18 protein-coding genes are annotated in these 17,022 nt (G+C 45.5%); 12 read left to right on the forward strand and 6 right to left on the reverse strand.

Annotated features, from left to right (window positions below; all coding sequences use genetic code 11):
- The first annotated feature begins 46 nt into the window (after positions 1-46).
- Both H6F51_04385 and H6F51_04390 read left to right on the forward strand, forming a co-directional pair.
- Positions 47-1,225: a glycosyltransferase gene (locus H6F51_04385; protein ID MBD1821737.1), complete on the forward strand. Its 1,179-nt coding sequence runs from the start codon at positions 47-49 to the stop codon at positions 1,223-1,225.
- Positions 1,226-1,268: 43 nt separating this feature from the next.
- A complete protein-coding gene (locus H6F51_04390) occupies positions 1,269-2,702 on the forward strand; it encodes a hypothetical protein (GenBank protein ID MBD1821738.1) in 1,434 nt (477 codons plus the stop codon).
- Positions 2,703-2,838: 136 nt separating this feature from the next.
- On the opposite strand, the gene H6F51_04395 is transcribed toward H6F51_04390, so the two are convergent.
- Positions 2,839-4,641, reverse strand: coding sequence for an oligoendopeptidase F (locus H6F51_04395; GenBank protein ID MBD1821739.1), 1,803 nt, complete (start codon positions 4,639-4,641; stop codon positions 2,839-2,841).
- A gap of 112 nt (positions 4,642-4,753) precedes the next feature.
- Here H6F51_04395 and H6F51_04400 point away from each other — a divergent pair, with 112 nt between their 5' ends.
- A complete protein-coding gene (locus H6F51_04400) occupies positions 4,754-5,293 on the forward strand; it encodes an NAD(P)H-dependent oxidoreductase (protein MBD1821740.1) in 540 nt (179 codons plus the stop codon).
- A 353-nt stretch (positions 5,294-5,646) separates the two neighbouring features.
- Here the strand turns inward: H6F51_04400 and H6F51_04405 are convergent, their stop codons facing one another.
- Positions 5,647-6,027 carry an SMP-30/gluconolactonase/LRE family protein gene (locus H6F51_04405; GenBank protein MBD1821741.1) on the reverse strand — a complete coding sequence of 127 codons (381 nt, stop codon included), beginning with the start codon at positions 6,025-6,027 and terminating at the stop codon, positions 5,647-5,649.
- Between H6F51_04405 and H6F51_04410 the strand changes: the two genes are divergently transcribed.
- Positions 6,021-6,365 (forward strand): hypothetical protein, encoded by a 345-nt coding sequence (locus tag H6F51_04410; GenBank protein MBD1821742.1) that lies wholly within the window; start codon positions 6,021-6,023, stop codon positions 6,363-6,365. The two genes, H6F51_04405 and H6F51_04410, sit on opposite strands and share 7 nt — an antisense overlap.
- A 358-nt stretch (positions 6,366-6,723) precedes the next feature.
- Here H6F51_04410 and H6F51_04415 read toward each other — a convergent pair whose 3' ends face one another.
- Positions 6,724-7,224: a DUF1003 domain-containing protein gene (locus H6F51_04415; protein MBD1821743.1), complete on the reverse strand. Its 501-nt coding sequence runs from the start codon at positions 7,222-7,224 to the stop codon at positions 6,724-6,726.
- Positions 7,225-7,826: 602 nt separating this feature from the next.
- Here H6F51_04415 and H6F51_04420 point away from each other — a divergent pair.
- Together H6F51_04420 and H6F51_04425 are read left to right on the forward strand one after the other, a co-directional pair.
- On the forward strand, positions 7,827-8,450 hold the full coding sequence (locus H6F51_04420) for a hypothetical protein (GenBank protein ID MBD1821744.1): 624 nt from the start codon (positions 7,827-7,829) through the stop codon (positions 8,448-8,450).
- Positions 8,451-8,761: 311 nt separating this feature from the next.
- A complete protein-coding gene (locus H6F51_04425) occupies positions 8,762-9,037 on the forward strand; it encodes a hypothetical protein (protein ID MBD1821745.1) in 276 nt (91 codons plus the stop codon).
- A gap of 6 nt (positions 9,038-9,043) precedes the next feature.
- Here the strand turns inward: H6F51_04425 and H6F51_04430 are convergent, their stop codons facing one another.
- On the reverse strand, positions 9,044-10,210 hold the full coding sequence (locus H6F51_04430; protein MBD1821746.1) for a sulfate ABC transporter substrate-binding protein: 1,167 nt from the start codon (positions 10,208-10,210) through the stop codon (positions 9,044-9,046).
- A gap of 364 nt (positions 10,211-10,574) precedes the next feature.
- Here H6F51_04430 and H6F51_04435 point away from each other — a divergent pair, with 364 nt between their 5' ends.
- A complete protein-coding gene (locus H6F51_04435) occupies positions 10,575-11,315 on the forward strand; it encodes a phosphatase PAP2 family protein (GenBank protein MBD1821747.1) in 741 nt (246 codons plus the stop codon).
- 301 nt (positions 11,316-11,616) lie between these two features.
- Here the strand turns inward: H6F51_04435 and H6F51_04440 are convergent, their stop codons facing one another.
- Positions 11,617-12,522, reverse strand: a complete 906-nt coding sequence (locus H6F51_04440) for a LysR family transcriptional regulator (protein ID MBD1821748.1) — start codon at positions 12,520-12,522, stop codon at positions 11,617-11,619.
- Between the two features lie 263 nt (positions 12,523-12,785).
- Between H6F51_04440 and H6F51_04445 the strand changes: the two genes are divergently transcribed.
- From H6F51_04445 to H6F51_04465, 5 genes are all read left to right on the forward strand, one after another.
- The gene (locus H6F51_04445) at positions 12,786-13,799 is read left to right on the forward strand and encodes a TOBE-like domain-containing protein (protein MBD1821749.1); all 1,014 of its coding nucleotides are present in this window, start codon (positions 12,786-12,788) and stop codon (positions 13,797-13,799) included.
- A gap of 313 nt (positions 13,800-14,112) precedes the next feature.
- Complete coding sequence (locus H6F51_04450) at positions 14,113-14,574, forward strand: Rrf2 family transcriptional regulator (GenBank protein ID MBD1821750.1); 462 nt, start codon at positions 14,113-14,115, stop codon at positions 14,572-14,574.
- Between the two features lie 208 nt (positions 14,575-14,782).
- Positions 14,783-15,211 (forward strand): hypothetical protein, encoded by a 429-nt coding sequence (locus tag H6F51_04455; GenBank protein MBD1821751.1) that lies wholly within the window; start codon positions 14,783-14,785, stop codon positions 15,209-15,211.
- A 2-nt stretch (positions 15,212-15,213) separates the two neighbouring features.
- Positions 15,214-16,011, forward strand: a complete 798-nt coding sequence (locus H6F51_04460) for a sulfite exporter TauE/SafE family protein (protein ID MBD1821752.1) — start codon at positions 15,214-15,216, stop codon at positions 16,009-16,011.
- 39 nt (positions 16,012-16,050) lie between these two features.
- Positions 16,051-16,338, forward strand: coding sequence for an NIL domain-containing protein (locus H6F51_04465; protein MBD1821753.1), 288 nt, complete (start codon positions 16,051-16,053; stop codon positions 16,336-16,338).
- Between the two features lie 15 nt (positions 16,339-16,353).
- Here H6F51_04465 and H6F51_04470 read toward each other — a convergent pair whose 3' ends face one another.
- Positions 16,354-17,019, reverse strand: coding sequence for a cadmium resistance transporter (locus tag H6F51_04470; GenBank protein ID MBD1821754.1), 666 nt, complete (start codon positions 17,017-17,019; stop codon positions 16,354-16,356).
- Positions 17,020-17,022 lie beyond the last annotated feature (3 nt).

Below are 17,022 nucleotides of genomic sequence, written 5' to 3' on the forward strand. Positions count from 1 at the left end.
TGTAGCAGCCTATTGGCCCTAGCTTTTTACTCCCCAGCCTAACTCTATGACCATCAATCTCCAGAAGCACAGTCCTCAATCTCAAACTTTACAGCCTGATCGAACATCTCACCCTGCTCCTGATGTTGCGATTTTTCTGCGCGAATTGCATGGAGGTGGAGCGGAAAAAGTATTGCTCAATCTAGCCCGCGGCTTTATCGATTGTGGTTTAAGCGTCGATTTGGTATTGGCTAGAGCGTCAGGACATTATCTATCACAAGTTCCTCCTGAGATTCGCATTGTTGATCTCCAGGCAAAGTGGGTGCCGCTGAGTTTGCCGAAATTAGTTCGCTATCTTCGACAAGTTCAGCCAGAACGATTACTCGCAGCACTACATTACCCTTGTGAGATTGCCCTCTGGGCAAAGCGCCTAGCAGGGGTATCGACTCGAATCGTTGTGACAGAACATAATCACTTGTCGATCGAGTCAAAGCGCATTCCTCAGCTATCTGTTCGGCTTACTCCACTTGCTGCACGATTATTTTATCCCTGGGCCGATGAGATTGTTGCTGTGTCTCATGGAGTGGCTGAGGATTTGAGCCGAATTACTCGGTTGAAGCGCGAGCGCATTCAAGTCATCTATAACCCGATTATTCTGCCTGAATTATTCACGCTGGCGCAAGAACCTGTCGAACATCCGTGGTTTCGGTCTGGAGAACCACCCGTTGTTCTGGCTGTCGGCAGGTTGCATCCGCAAAAAGATTTTCCGACCTTGATTCGTGCTTTTGCTCAAGTTCGGCAAGTTCGACCGGCTCGGTTAGCAATCCTGGGTGATGGCCCTGAAAGGGAACGGCTGATCGAATTGATTGAAAGCTTAGGCTTATCGAATGATGTGGCTTTACTTGGGTTTACTCAAAATCCTTATGCTTACATGGCAAAAGCAGCTATGTTGGCACTGTCTTCTGAGTGGGAAGGATTGCCCACCGTTTTAGTCGAGGCAATGGCACTGGGAACTCCGATCATATCCACCAATTGTAAAAGCGGGCCGGCTGAAATTTTAGCTCAAGGTCGCTACGGTGAACTTACCCCAGTTGGAGATAGTGATGCGATCGCGGCAGCAATTCTCAAGACCTTAGCGGCTCCAAAGCGCATCATTGATCCTGAGTGGTTAAATCAATTCACTTGGGCGACCTGTACGCAGCAATATGCAGACATTCTGGGTGTTTCTCAACCGAAGATGAAATAGATCAGTTCTATAGTTACTCGTCGTTTCAACTCAATCAAATGTTATGACAAAGAAGAAAGCACTGTTCACTTTTGGAGCCGTATTTACGATATTATTTTGCCTTGAGCTTAGCATTCTAGGCTGGAGCAATCTTCATAGTGTGCTTTCAAATCTTCAGGATCACCATAAACCTTTTCCCAATCAGCTTACGCGATTGCGCATCAATCTAGAGTTTATTGGAGCAACGATCGTCTATATTCTGTGGTTAGCTCAGAAGCAAAAAGAGAATTTTCCAAGCTTTAACAAGATCTTGAGCGTTTGTGCTCTATTTTTAGTCGTACCCTTTCTGACCTATCCACGCACATTCGATATCTATCAATATCTTCACTACGGGCTGATGGGATTAGCTGGAGTGAATCCTTATCTCAATTCTGCGGATAGTTTTTCTTCTAGCTTATCTTCATTTCTTGCATGGTCACAGTCTTCAACTTATGGCCCTGTTTCACAGTTGATTTTCATGGCGGCAGCAGCAGTTGTGAAAGTTAACTTAGTGGCAGGGATTTATTTCTTCAAACTGCTTTGTCTGATATTTCATGCGGTTAATGGGTTTCTGGTTTGGACATTGCTAAAGAACTCTGCTTGGCGAAGCAAAATTACTATTGCTTACTTAGTAAATCCACTATTGCTGACTGAGCATTTACTCTGCGCTCATATCGATGTGTTTGTTGCAAATGCTTTGCTGCTTTTACTGCTTTTCTTACAGCAGCGTAAGTATTCCCTGCTTGTATTAATGGTTTGGTTAGGATTTTTGGAAAAAACGTTACCGATTATTTGGTTGCCGTTTGTGTTCAGTTTTCTACTATTAAATCGTCGCTGGAAAGACATTGGAGTGTTTATCCTAACCTCGATCTCAGTCATTCTAGTCGTAAGTCTGACGGCTCTACCGACGATCGAAGCTTGGAGAAGCCTACTGAATCCAGGAGTTACAGACAAAACAGCACTGTCGTTTCATTATCTTTTAAGTGCATCACTGTCATACTTTCCTGGAATGGCGATCGAAACCAAGCAAAACCTACTTTCTCTATTTACGCGCCTGACAACTCTAGGATTTGCCGCTTTCTATGGAATTGCGTTACTCAAGTCTTATCTAAAACGGCGCTACTCCGAAACTAATTTAATCTCGGATATTGGTTGGGTAACATTGGTGCTGATTTTGTTTGCGACACCTTGGGTAATGCCTTGGTATGCTTCGATTTTGCTACCGATCGCGGCTGTTAATCTCACTTCGCCTGTGCTTGCTTTAGCGGGCTTAGCGTTTAGTTTATCAAGCAATCTAATCTATCGAGGAGCAGGAAGCGGAGTTTCTATTTTCAGCATTCTGTCTACGCTAACAGTGCTTTTACCGCCGATCGTTGTATTAGTGTTCGGCTCTAGACTCCGCCACCTCGAACTGATGTCAAGACTGATGCCTGAACGCGAACCTTCTCTGAAGAGTTAACCCTTTTCAGCAGGCTGAGTAATATCTCTTCAAAGTCCCGATTTAGGGAACAAGAAGCTGCTCAAACCGAAGTCAAGAATCTATTGAATATCAATAAAAAGACCTGCGATCGTCGATCGCAGGTCTTTCTGCTAAACTACAGGCTTGCTTGTAACTGATCTAACAGCTTCTCAACATAAGTCAATGCACCTCGAATCGTGGCTGGATCTTCAATATCCACACCCACATATTGGCGCAGTGCAGTCACTTGATCTAAGCTACCTCCTGCTGCTAGAAGCTCCAAGTAACCCGGAATAAAGTCTTTACCAACTTCAAGATACTTCTGATAGCAAGCAAGGCTGACAATGTTCGATGCAGTGTACTGATAACAGTAGAACGGCTTGAAATAGATATGTCCAATCCGTGCCCAGTCATACTGATGCTCAGGCAGCACTTCAACCGCATCGCCACACAAGGTCTGATATAGCTTCATCCATTCCCCATTCACAAAGGTCTGATCAAAGCTACCTTGAGCCGCTCGATCGTGGATTGCCAATTCCAATCGGCTGATCGTACTCTGCCGGAACAGTAGATTCAATTGATCTTCAAGCTGTCGAGTGATCAACGATTTAGTCAATGCTTTATCGTCTTTCGCCTGCTTCAACAGATAATCCAGTAGTAAGAGTTCATTAAAGGTTGAAGCAATTTCTGCTAGCACCATTGGCGGATTACTATTGAAATAAGTTTGACGATCGTCAATCCAAGCAAAGTGCAGCCCGTGACCCATCTCATGCGCCAAGGTAAACAGCGAATTATAGTCATCGGTGTACGACATCAACAGATAACTATGTTTGCCGTAGGTGTAGGAGCAGAATGCACCCCCCCGTTTACCGGGACGCACCTTCGCATCCACCCAGTTGTTCAAGAAGAACTCTTCTGCACGTCGAGCATAGTTCGGATCGAACTGATCCAGGGCAGACAGTAAAGTCTCAACACCCGCTTGGTAAGTTACAGGGGGAGCGCTTTCGGTTGTCCAAGGGGCGTAAAGATCAGCAGTCCGAATCTTTTGACCCAATGCTTGACCTTTTAGCTGGTAGTAGCGCTGGAATAAATCAAAGCGATCGCCCGTTCCCGTCATAATTGCCCGGAACACTGGTTCAGACACTTCATCAGCTAGCAGTTGCTTATGCAGCGTTGACTCATAGCCGCGCATCTGGTTTTCCAGCTTGTGATCCTGGGCAACCGTATTCATGATGTAGGCATACAGCGAATTGTGCTGCTTCATCACTTTGCGAACCGATTGATAAGCAGCAGTGCGAATCTCTGGATCAGGATGATACAGCAGCGCGCTCAGTTCAGATTCAGTATTGACCGTGCGACCGTCTGGAGTCGTGACCGGCTCATATTCTTGTTCACCGAGATGCACCGATCGCAGTTGAATAAAGGCTTGTCGTCCAGTCAAACTATCCTGATTACGAGTTTGTTCTACTTCTTCGGACAACGTGTGCGGACGATATTTTGCAATTCGGTTTAGATAGTGTTGATAGGTTGAAAGCACTGAAGCTTTTTGTAGTTGATCAAACTTATCTGCCTCTAAACTTTGAAGCTCTAGATCAAAGAACAGTAATTGGTTTTCAACTCCGGTCAGCGCTTCCATGACTTTGTCGAGGAATTGCTTTGCTTCGGTGTTGCGCGTGTCGGCGGAAAAAATTAGGGATGGGAAAGCGTAGAGATAGCCTGATTTTTCGGCGATCGCTTCTAACGCTTTAAAACATTCGGCTAGCTGTTCTGCTGTTAACTCTTTAACTTTGCCGCGAAATGAGTCGCGAAATTCGCTGGCTTGCGTCTGCAACGCCTCTAGATCCTGCGTCAACTTCGGATCGTCAAAACCTCGATAGAGATCAGACAAATCCCATTCTTGAGGACTGTCTAACTGAGTGAGTTGAACTGCTTGCGTCATCGAAAATTCTCCTGTCGTTTTAACCGAATCGCTAAATTACGGCTTAAGGCGTAGTCATTACGAGTTTGTTTTGTTTATGATAATAGCATATCGTCTCCAAGGAATCAGCTCAATGGTAAAAGTAGTTGGCATTGCAGGAAGTTTAAGACCAGGCTCATACAGTCAAAAAGCGCTGAAAGTTGCCACCGATCGCGTTGCAGCCCTGGGTGCAGAGGTAGAGATCTTGGATTTACGATCGCTTAACCTGCCCTTCTGTGATGGTAGCGACGATTATCCGGATTATCCAGGGGTTGCAAAGCTTAAACAGGCTGTCAGTGAAGCAGATGCCGTGATTTTAGCGACACCGGAGTATCATGGCAGCGTTAGCGGTGTGCTAAAAAACGCGCTTGATTTAATGGGATTTGAGGAATTCACCGGAAAAGTAACCGGCGTGATTAGTGTCTTGGGTGGACAGTCGAATAACAATTCGCTGAATGATCTGCGAATTATTTTACGTTGGATTCACGCTTGGACAATTCCTGAACAGGTTGCGGTTGGACAAGCTTGGAAGGCATTTAGCGAAGACGGTAAGTTACTCGATGAAGGATTGTCGAAGCGCTTTGATGCCTTTGCTCAGAGCTTGGTTGAGAATACTCAGAAATTGAGAGGTTAACGTACTTCCCTTGTAATTCCATGCAGCTTGATACTGTGCCTGAATTAACGTCAGTTCGATGAGTTTTTTCGCTTCGATTTGAACCGACCTGCCCCTAAATCCCCCCTTCTAGCCCTGCTGCTGAAAGGGGGTTGTGCGCTATCTTCTACCGTTGTCGAAATCACAGACGAAACCCGTGTATCGGGGAAAATGAAACACTGAACCGTTGCTTTGATAGTAGGCTCAATCCTTCGATCGACCCAAAGTTGCTTTACATCTCTACAGCGGTTCATCAAATCAAACACGAACTCAAAAAGCCAACCGCGAATGGGTTCCTCCAATCCGATAGTGTTGAAAAGTTTAGAAGTTGCTCGTTACTGCCGGAGGCAGTAAGTCGGTAAGCCAGCGCTGTGAGTTGGCAAACCAAATAAATCACCTGAGTAAAAGCTGTCTTCGATTTCTGCCTCACTTAACCCGACGGATGCGGTTGTGATGTAAAGTGTCGTTCGATCGACTCCACCAAACGTACAGGCGGTGGGGCGCTGAACGGGCAGTTTTACGCGCATCATTTCTTTGCCATCGGGATCAAAGCGAATTATGCACCAGCCGTTCACAATGCTTCCCCATGGACGCGCAATGGAAATTCGTCGAGTCCAGTACTCCTCCCATCCGACCAGACGCTTGCCGATTTTCCTCGCCGAATGTATGAGTTGCTCGATACGCTGGAAGAAGTGAAAGGGCGTTGCCTTTGGCACAGCAAAGCTGCCCGCAACTCGATATTCTGCATGACTTGTTAACCACCCTGCCGAATACCACGATTCAAGGGATTGTGACCGATATCCGCGAAGGCGTGACCGAGGGCAGAGTGACGATCATGGGAGTAGTCGCTTGCAAACTTCGCCGCACCCAGTTTGATCTGGGTGATCCAACTTATGAACTCGCGGTCAAAGCCCACCAAGCTCGCATCCCAATTCTTTGCCAAGGCGATTTACTGAAACAGGGGCGCTCCTTTACCTTGCAGCATCCCAAAAACTTCACGCTCGATCTGGATGCTTGGATAGGTTCACGCGAAGCGGCTCAAGCGCTCAACTAAACAGAGGGTTGAAGTTGAAAGTGCAGCGAACAGCTTCGCTGCGCCAAGGGCGTGCGCAGTAATGGAACAAGTCTGGAGCCAGAAGTTGTTAGATCGGATTGCGCTATGAACGTTTAAGTGCTAGAGATTAAACCTGGCAGCGATGCTAATTCTTGTGAGGTTTGCCTTAGACACTATCAACTTAACCGGGAGTATTTAAAATTAAGCACTGTAATTCCCTTAATCGTCAGTCTCGCTCAAGTTTACGCAGCATTTTTCATACTAGTGATTTCCCACTAATCTTCTAAGCGTTGGCGCAATGTTATCAGCCATCATTGCTGGCAGAGAAGAGATGACGATTGGTAAAGAGCAAGCTTTGCTAGTTATTAATTTTGACTTTAATATCATCAATCTTCTTGTCAGAATTGACGTAAACCGTGCCCTTCGATAGGTGGTTGAGCAGCGGTAGGGCTGTGTTCATGCTGGAATCGAACTCATTTTTCACTTCAGCCGGGACAAAGACGACTTTGACTTCACTCTGAGCTTGCTGTTGCTGCTTGATCAACATCGTCAGTTCATCTAGCTTCTTGGAATACTCAGCATCCAACTTTTGGTGAAGTAGTTCGAGATTTTGAGCGGCTTGTACTGTGACCTGGTAGTTGTGATTCGCATTTTCCCGATCTTCCTCTGACTGACGATTTTGGCTCATCAAGACAACCGGAGCAGTGTAAGCAGAGGCAAACGAAAATACCAGGTTCAACAGAATGAAGGGTTGTTCATCCCAGTGAGGCATACCGGGGACAGAGTTAAACGTAATCCAACCCGCCAGCACAGTCGATTGTCCAATCAAAAACGCCCAAGAACCAACTTTTGCTGCCATTTTGTCTGCTATCTTTTGACCGAGAGTTAAGGGCTTCTTCTCAGGAGGCTGAATCTTTCTAGGATTTATCACAACTGCGGATTGCCGGTTGGTATCGGTATCGGGTGGAGTAGGTTGATTTGAATTCACGGCTGACCTTTCTCGTTAAGTTACTTGAAGTTTCTGATAGATGCAGTGTGTTTTCTACGTGTGCTGCATTCGCTATGGTTTCACTTTACGCAGCTCAAATAATAAGTGCAAATACTCTTCTTTTTTATGTTGATAATTTGAAGTAATGAGCGGGTTGAAGTTGACTGAGCGTGATGCTGTTTGGAAGCTGCTGCCAAAGTATGGGAACTAGCGTCTATGATGAGCTGCCTGATGTTTTGGCACGAATGTACAGCAATTCACAATCAGTATTGGTGGAACCTGTCTATTAGCTCGCTTCAGGAATTTAATCAAAGGGATTTATTGATTTAACAAAAAATGGTGTTTGCTCTTATCAATCAAGCTTCATAGGATGAATTTATGTGCCTGTAATAGATTCTCAGCAAGTAAAAGCCTCACACTAGATGAAGAAAGCACATTAATAAGATATTTCTGGTGTTTATTGGAGAAAAAATATGAAGACTCTGTTCAAACTTGCGATCGTCATCCTGATGTTTGTGGTCAACCTCGCGATCGCTCAACCTTCTTTAGCAGACCCTCCCAAAGTTACTAAAAATCCTGAGTATATTGAACTCACACAATCCTTGAATCGTTTGCTGGCTCAAAAAGAAGCTCAAGGTCGTAGCCCCGAACTTCAGCAAAAGATTGATGAGTTGCAGATCCAGAAAGCAGCGATGGAATCTGGCATCACGTGGGGACAGTGTCGCAATGATACGGGTAAAACGATCGCTGTCTATGGTCCTTCGAGTGAAGAATCCAAGTCAGCCTCTAACAGTGAACTGTACTTTCTAGCCAGCGGAGAAAGCACCCCTGAAGGATGGGACTGCAATGGGCTTTATCTTCCCAGTGGCATTCAAGTTGCAGGCGTAGAGGTTACCCAGCCACTAGCTTACAAGGTCTTGAATGGGACTCAACTGGTCGCTAAAACCGATCCAGATACCGGAGAGTTGAGCCTGAATGTGCCGCCCACAAAAGTTTTAAAAGCAGGGAACGGCGATGGGGCAGTTCCAAATCTATCTCAAGCATTTATCGAGTCTCGCATTCCCAGCAATTTAGCAGCGATCGAAGTTGACGACTAGGCAGTGCTAAACAAATTCGGATAAGTCAATGAGAGGCGGGTTTATAAACTCCAAATGCCTGATTAGAACCCGCCTACTTATTAGAAAGGCTACTCTGTAAAGCCTTGCAACCTAATTTAGTCCCACCCAATTGGATTAGGCTAGCAATCATTGGATTGCTGGTTGCTTGGAATTTCTTACGACGATCGCAAGCCCCACTATCGATCGATGCTTCTCCTGTTGTTGTAGAGCCTGTTTTGTTGTAGAGCTTGTTTCGTTCAATCACTTCAATTAACTTTCTTGTTGTTTTTTACTCATTTACGGATTTGATTATGGATGGTTTACTGAGCTCGGTTGATTCACAAGTTGTGTTGATCGCAGCAGCGATCGCAGTCTTGATTCTATCGAGCATGCTAGTGATTAGAATCTTAAAAGCTGGTGCGGGGTTGATTGTAGCAATTGCCGCGATCGTTCTGGTGTTGCAGTATGGCTTTGGCATTAGTTTTAGTCAATTATGGGGGGAGATTACCAATCTCCCCCACGATATGACCCAGCTTGTGCAAGGTTTTGATTTCAATGCTCTGACTTCCGTATTTTCGGAAGGATGAGCCTGATTACGATTTGCTATCTTGCAGAATTCTGTTCGCGACAGCATTTTCACTAAAAAACTTCTTCTCAATTTCAGCCCAGCCACCGTAGCCTTTAGCGGTTGCCAGTGTCTTAACTGGAACAAACTGGCTCTTCAGCTCTTTGACCTGTGCAACGCTGTCGTTCAATGGACGATAGCCAATTTTGGCAAACTCCTGCTGTGCTTCCGATGTGTAGAGAAATTCAATAAAGGCTTGCGCCACCTGACGAGTCCCATGTTTATCAACATTTTTATCCACAATGGCAATAGGATTGTCGATTGAGAAATTCGTTTCAGGAATGATATAGGGCAATTTTTGACCGTTCAGCGCCTTCAAGATCACTTCATTTTCATACGTGATTAGGGCATCTCCTTGCTTCGCTTTAAAGAATGCGTCTGTTGCTTCGCGGGCGCTTTCAGGAAGGACAGGTGTGTTTCGATAAATTTTAGTGACGAACTCTCGTGCTTTCGCTTCACTGCCTCCATTGCTTAACGCCGCATTCCAGAGTGCCAGAAAGTTCCATCTTCCTCCACCAGAAGTTTGGGGATTGGGAGTCCCGACACTTACCCCATCTTTTGCCAAATCAGCCCAAGTTTTAATTCGTTTGGGATTGCCTGCTTTAGTTACGATCGCCACAACTGACCGACTAGCAACGCTCTCATTCGGAAATTCCTTTTCCCATCCGGGTTGAATAAAACCAGCCTGCTCTAACTTTTTCACATCTGGAGCCAGTGAAAGATGAACAATATCGGCTTCTTGTCCCCCCTCAATTACGGCTAGGGCTTGTGGGCCAGAGGCACCATAGCTGGTATTAAATCGAACTGTTTGATTATGTTCTTGCTTCCACTTCTCGACAAATTTGGGAATGATTTTTTCGTGCGCTGCTTGAGTGACTGAAAAAGACACGAGGTTGAGCGTCACATTGGCTTGTTGACTACCTAGTGTGAGGCTTGCGTTAGAAGAGGGGTTGCTGGAGCAAGCGCTAAACATCAAGCTCAAACTTAGACTAGCCACAAATAGAAGAATAAATGTCCGCACTAATGGGTTGGCTTGCAGAATTTGCACTCTGTGCTTCGTGATTCGGGCAGCGAGAGTTAACAAAACTGATTTTCCTTGAATCTGATTTAACACACCTGATCTAAGCTTGCTCATCTGCATCCTCATTGTGTATGTTAATTAAGTACGGTAAATTTGTCGAATTACCGTACTTAATTAATACAGCAAGGTGAGGTAGGACAGCTTGTCGTTAATAAATTTTAGTCATCAACGTGACTGCCTATGTCAGACTTCTTTTTTAAGACTGCTTCCCTCATTGCCCTGATGTGATCCAGAAATATGGCAAGGTCGATTGGACTCTTACGGGAGCGATATGATTAGAGTCAATCCCAGAAGTATGGCTGGGAACTGGTTCTGTCGATTCCTTCTACAAAAGTTACTCCGGGCGATCGTTTATTCGATCTTAATAGTGGTGAGTTGAAAATTAGTCGTTTAAGTAATCTATCAAAAGCCGTTCATTATGGTGGACTTTAATCTAAAGAATCAATCTCCCTCCTTTTTGAGATTTATCAGACGGGTACTACAAGCGCACTGGGTCACTCTGCTACTATTCCTGGTCGGAATTGGACTGCCGTTGCTTGCGTTTCAATCATTAGCAGTAGTTGTGCTGCAAGAACAAGGTGGGTTTGCCTGGGATAATGCAATTCTTTTGGCAATTCATACAACAGCAACGCCCCTGCTCGATCAAATTGCCAAAACTGTGACCAAAACAGGTGGCTTTCATGGCATTACGCTACTTACCACTTTTGTAGGGCTGATTCTGCTAGTACGTAAACGCTGGCGATCGCTACTCTACCTGGTTCTTACCCTGTCTGGGAGTGGAATGCTGAATCGGGTTGCTAAAACTGCATTACACCGAGTTCGACCTCATTTGTGGGAGCAACTTGAGCCAAAGCTAGGCTTTGCTTTTCCAAGTGGACATGCAATGGGTAGCATGACCCTAGTGATAGCACTGATTATTTTGACCTGGGGCACTCGCTGGTCGTGGCCGGTAATATTAGGTGGTAGTGCCTTTGTCGTGACGATCGCCTGGACTCGATTATATCTAGGTGTGCATTTTCCCAGTGATATTTTGGCGGGATGGATGGCTGCTATTGCCTGGTCGATCGGAGTCAGCCTTATAATTCATCCACACCTAAGTCGAACTAATGCTGTAGACGAAGTAGAAGCGACACCAGAAGAGTTGTCTCATAGCAATTAGCAGTTGTTAAGGGAGAACAGCTTATATAACGTCCGTGCCCACAAGCTTCTATCAATATATTGCAAAGTGCCAGCCCTAATTCCCTCGTGCCACTAACATCCATCGCTCTTGTGTCTTTAGCAAAGGGGTGTGAGACAAGCTGGGTTGAACTCAACGATTGATGTCAAAGGCACAGCATTCTTCGGCTTTAGTCCAATGCTAGAGCGCAATTGGACGTGAGGGATTGGGAAGATTGCGGATCTGGATCGGGATGGAGAACTGGAACCAGGCACTGGAAGAGAATGACGGGTTAGTCCGATCGCTATTCAGTTAAGAATTGCTCGAATATTTTAACAATTCGGGTTTGAAATCGTTTCTGATGTTTGAGCTTGAGAATCGGTTGCACAATCTCTAATGGATTGCCTTCTGGATCTACGACTGCGATCGCCCAAAGTGTTCCTAACTTGAGTTCCTTTTGAATCATTAGCTCTGGTAGCGCTGCCGCTCCAACGCCTTGTTCGACTACTGCTTTGACCATCTCACTGGTGCTTAGAACTAGGGCAGCTGCCAAAGGTAGTTCAATATGCCAACGCGCTAAAGCCTGCTCAAACATTTGTTGTGCGCCTGATCCTGATTCGCGCATAACCCAAGTGCTGGTCGATAACTCATGAGTCGCGATCGTGGGCTGTCCAAACCAAGGATGAGTTTGACCAACCACAATCTGCAAGCGCTCCTGACCAACGGATTCCGGCTGTAAATGTTCTTGACAAGACTGCTTCACTCCACCTGTGACCAGTCCAAGATCAAATCTTCCAAGCGCTGTGCCTTCTCCGATCTCTTCTGCATTTCCTAAAATGCAATGAACATAAATTCCTGGGTATTGCTGTTTGAATCGACTAATGCGATCGGGAAGCCAATAATTACCAACCGTCAAACTGCACCCAATTTTAAGTTCACCGCGTTGTAGATTGTTTAATTCTCTTAGTTGCCGTTCTGCAAATGCAACTTGATCAAGAATTTTCTGCGCCTCCACCTGAAGCAGTTGTCCCGCATCGGTGATTTCAATTCTGCGACCAATGCGGTGAAATAATTTGACACCATATTCTGCTTCGATCGTCTGGATTGCCGCACTAACCGCAGGTTGAGTAATATACAGAGTTTCGGCTGCACGGGTGAAATGCAACTGCTCCGCAACGGCTAAAAAAATTCGCAATTGTTCAAGTGTCATTTATGAATCGCGCATTTAGCCTTTGAGATACAAGTCCTTGATTGGTATTTGTTATATTACCTAAACTCGCATAAACTGATCAAGAAAGCGGAAAATTCCTTTGAAGTTGCTGTTTTCGTTAAGAAAGTAGATGCTTAAGCCGAATGATTGCAGGCTGGAAGCGTACTAAAAGTTACATATAGCCTGGACTTACTCGTTATATACTGTAACTTAATAGACAAATCGTAGATAATAAAGCCGTACCGCCGAAGGAGCCACACAGGATGGGAATTGAAGTTCAAAACGTCTCAAAGCGCTATGGAGCGTTTCATGCCGTCGATCAAGTCAGCCTCAGCATCAAAACAAATTCCTTGGTGGCGCTGTTAGGTCCTTCAGGTTCAGGAAAGTCAACGCTGCTGCGAATGATTGCAGGATTGGAACAGCCCGATGGAGGGCGAATTGCCTTGCTCGGACGAGATGCAACCTATACTGCAGTTCAGAAACGCAACATCGGCTTTGTATTCCAGCATTATGCGTTGTTCAAACATTTGACCATTCGTGAAAATATCGCATTTGCCCTAGAGCTTCGCAAAGCACCAAAAGCAAGAATTCGAGAGCGAGTTGAGCAACTGCTTGAATTAATTCAGTTACAAGGATTGGGCGATCGTTATCCTTCTCAGCTTTCGGGTGGACAACGGCAGCGGGTGGCTCTGGCGCGTGCCCTTGCAGTTCAACCCCAAGTTTTATTGCTCGATGAACCCTTTGGAGCACTAGATGCCAAAGTTCGCAAAGAGCTTCGCACTTGGTTACGGCACCTGCATGAAGAGGTCAGCGTTACGACGGTTTTTGTGACGCATGATCAGGAAGAAGCGATGGAAGTTGCAGACGAGATTGTGGTGATGAACCAAGGCAAAGTTGAACAGGTCGGAACCGCTACTGAAATTTACGACCATCCCGCAAGCGCTTTTGTCATGAGCTTCATTGGTCCGGTGAATGTTGTCCCGATTCACTCAGGGATTTTGCCGGAGAATGGGCGTGATGGACTCAAGTCCGATCGCATCTTTTTGCGCCCACACGATATCAAGATCGACTTGGCACCCTCGGCTGAAGCGGTTCCTGCGCGGGTTGATCGAGTTGTCCATCTCGGTTGGGAAATCATTGTGGAAGTTCGGTTGGAATCTGGAGAGTTGGTGACTGCCAATTTAAGCCGCGATCGATTTAACCAACTGCAATTGCGAGTGGATCAGCCGATCTACATCAAGCCGAAATCAGTGAAAACGTTTCCAGCTTATGCGTGAGAGATAAGCTCACTTTTCTCATTGCGTTGAGCTTTTACTCAAGCAAGTTAGGGGCCTCTATAGCAAGCCTAATTCATTTGTAAAATCAAAGCCATTCTGCCCTCACCCTAGCCCTCTCCCTGGGGGAGAGGGAACAAGAGATTTGGCTCCCTTCTCCCTAGGGGAGAAGGGTTGGGGATGAGGGCGGAAAGGTTTATAACTCAATTAGGATTGCTATAGTGCAGATCGTGGAACTTTCTCAATAGCTTTGTTTTATTGAAATTCTGCGATTTGCGCTAAACTACACTAAATCGAGCGAATAAGTGTAGTTTATATGCAAGTAAATTCTCAGATTTGTACACTTCTGGAATTGTCGTCCAAAGTCGAATATACATTGCTAGCGCTTCTAGAGCTTGCAAGCCACCGTGATCAGCCTTATCCACTGACCTCTGCTGCAATTAACGAAAAGCACGACATTCCTGAACGCTATCTTGAGCAGATTTTGGCAACGTTACGCCGAGGTGGTATCGTTCGGAGTCTGCGCGGATCGAAAGGTGGATTTGTCTTAGCGCATGATCCGCATGAAATCACGCTCCTAGATATCGTTACGCTCATGGATGGGGAGCGTAAACAGCGGAATATTGATGCTGCTCCTACGGTCGAGCGGAAAATCATTTACAAAATCTGGTATGAAAACAATGCGCGATCGCAGGAACTCCTCGGATCGACCACGCTTAAGGATCTCCTCCAACAGCGAGATGCGCTCCAGCATTCAAATCCGATGTACTATATCTAATCTGCGTACAGCGCTCAATCAGCGGCTCCTAATTAATTGATAACTCAAATCAACTGATTTCTCTGCAATGCTTTGAAATCGCTCTGAGCAAGATATGGCAATGCAGTCCTTCGATGTTGTTTCTATAAAATACGGTAATCCTATCGGTTTATCGCTCTCTCGCCATTTTCCTGCTAATATACGGTAAGTTTATCGGACTGCTTTGGGTATGAGAGAGTTGGAAAAAGAACAGGAAGCAACGACAGAGTTCAGCCTCCGAGGATTGTCTCTAAAAAAAATTCGGGGCTGGCTCTTATTCGCGATCGGTTGGTTGCTCTCGCCGCTGTGCTGGTGGAATGACCTGATTTTCAATCTGCCTGTCGCATATGGATTTGGCTATGTTTGCAGCCTGTTCTCTTCTAGCTGGGTATTGCCAGGAACGGTGATTGGATACTGGTTCTCAAATTTAATCGGAATTCTGCTGATGCAAGCAGGTGCGACCGACGTTTTTCAATCCCAAGAGCGGAATTTGAAGAAAGAACTGCTGTGGGGTGTCGTTTCTTCTTCGATTTTTACGATCGCGGTTGTTGTACTCATTCAGTTAAAAGTGCTTGATCTCCCTGGCATTGATACAACCCTGCTTCTGGGAGGTCAGTAGAAATGGACTACTTACTGCTAACTGCGCTCAGCTTTGCCGTGGGAATCGTCGTCGGATTGACTGGGATTGGTGGTGCATCGCTAATCACGCCCATGTTAGTGTTTATGTTTCAAGTGCCTGCCTCAGTTGCCGTGAGTTCGGATGTCGTTGCAGCAACCTTAATGAAGGTGATTGGGGGAGTCAAGCACTGGCGGCAGCAAACAGTAGATTGCGCGGCTGTGAAGTGGTTAGCATTTGGTAGTGTGCCGGGTTCGCTCTGCGGCATTGCACTATTGCACAAATTAAGGAATGTTGAAAGTTTAAATTTAGATGGATTGCTATTGCATCTAATTGGATATGCAATTTTATTAGTAACGGGAACTGCATTATTACAGTTGTTGTTAATGACTCTCGCACCCCAATATGAACTGCCGACTCTACCCAAGCTAGATTTAGAAACTTATAGCGGGCGGGGAAGCGCGATCGCGATCGGTGCAATTCTCGGTTGCATTGTGGGATTAACAAGCGTGTCTTCGGGTTCGATGTTTGCATTGGTGCTAATTGCTTTCTTTCAACTCGATGCCCGCAAATTAGTTGGAACCGATTTAGCTCAAGCAGCAATCTTATTAGGGTTTACCTCGATCGGGCATTTGACATTGGGAACCGTAGATTGGAGCTTAGTGCTTCCCATTTGGCTCGGCTCAGTCCCTGGAGTGTTGATTGGGGCAAGACTTTGTAAGCTAATTCCGCAACGCCCGCTCCGATTTAGTATCTATTTACTTTTGGTCATGGTGAGTTGGAAATTAGCACATACAGCTTAGAGAACTAGCATTGTACCGATTGAAGAGAAGCGATCAGTTATGACATCCTCATTACTTCGATACCAAACCTTGAATCGCGTTCGGTTACGCCTAGAAATTTCAGCCTCATATCATCAAGAACCCATTCTTTCTCGTTTAGTTTCAGATTTTAACTTAGTCGTCAATATCACAGGTGCTAACCTCGGTAAGAGTAATATTGGCGAAAGCTACTGCGATATAGAAATACGAGGAACACCCCAGCAAATTAGCCAAGGGTTGATCTATTTGAAATCACTCAATGTGCTGATGAGGGGAAAGCCTAACACAACTGAAGATGACTGGTATTAATAGTTAGCAATTTTTCTAGAACGCTTTCAGCAGTTCGTAGGTTTTGCTCTCGACTAAAATGTAAATCCCTAATCCAATTAGCACGAAGGGAACAATTCGATCGCCATAGCGGGTAATGAATTGTGCAATTGCAGGATGACGGCTCAACGAATTCGCAACTATACACCAAACTGCAATCATGATAAAAAACACAGCTACAGTGATAGCTAGAGTAATCGGAGTGCTATTGGCAAACAAAGGAACATAGCTACCAATATTGTCGCCACCGTTCGCGATCGTTACAGTGGCAACCTGATAGGTTTGAGGAGCCAGAAAAGACTGTGGCTTATGGGCTAAAACTTCTGAATGAACGGTTTGAAGCGTTGTTTCTTCTTTTCGGAAGAAATGACTGAACCCAATCGCAATGGGTAGGAAACCGAGCAAGCCGAGCCAAGGACGAGGAATCAAGTACCCTCCAAAAAATCCAGGCAAACTGGCGAGAAGCAAGAGTCCGAAGCCAAGATATTGACCAAACCAGATGTGTTTCGGACGGAGCCGATGATCAACCTGTGCGAAAAACAGCATCAGAATCAAAATGTCATCGAGATTGGTAGCAGCAAAAGCGGCGATACTAGTTGTGATCGCAATTCCCACTTCTACAGGTGTGATTGCGAGCGGATTGAAAAAAAGAGTTTGAAGCATGAA

Source organism: Cyanobacteria bacterium FACHB-DQ100 (assembly GCA_014695195.1).
Lineage (GTDB): Bacteria > Cyanobacteriota > Cyanobacteriia > Leptolyngbyales > Leptolyngbyaceae > Leptolyngbya.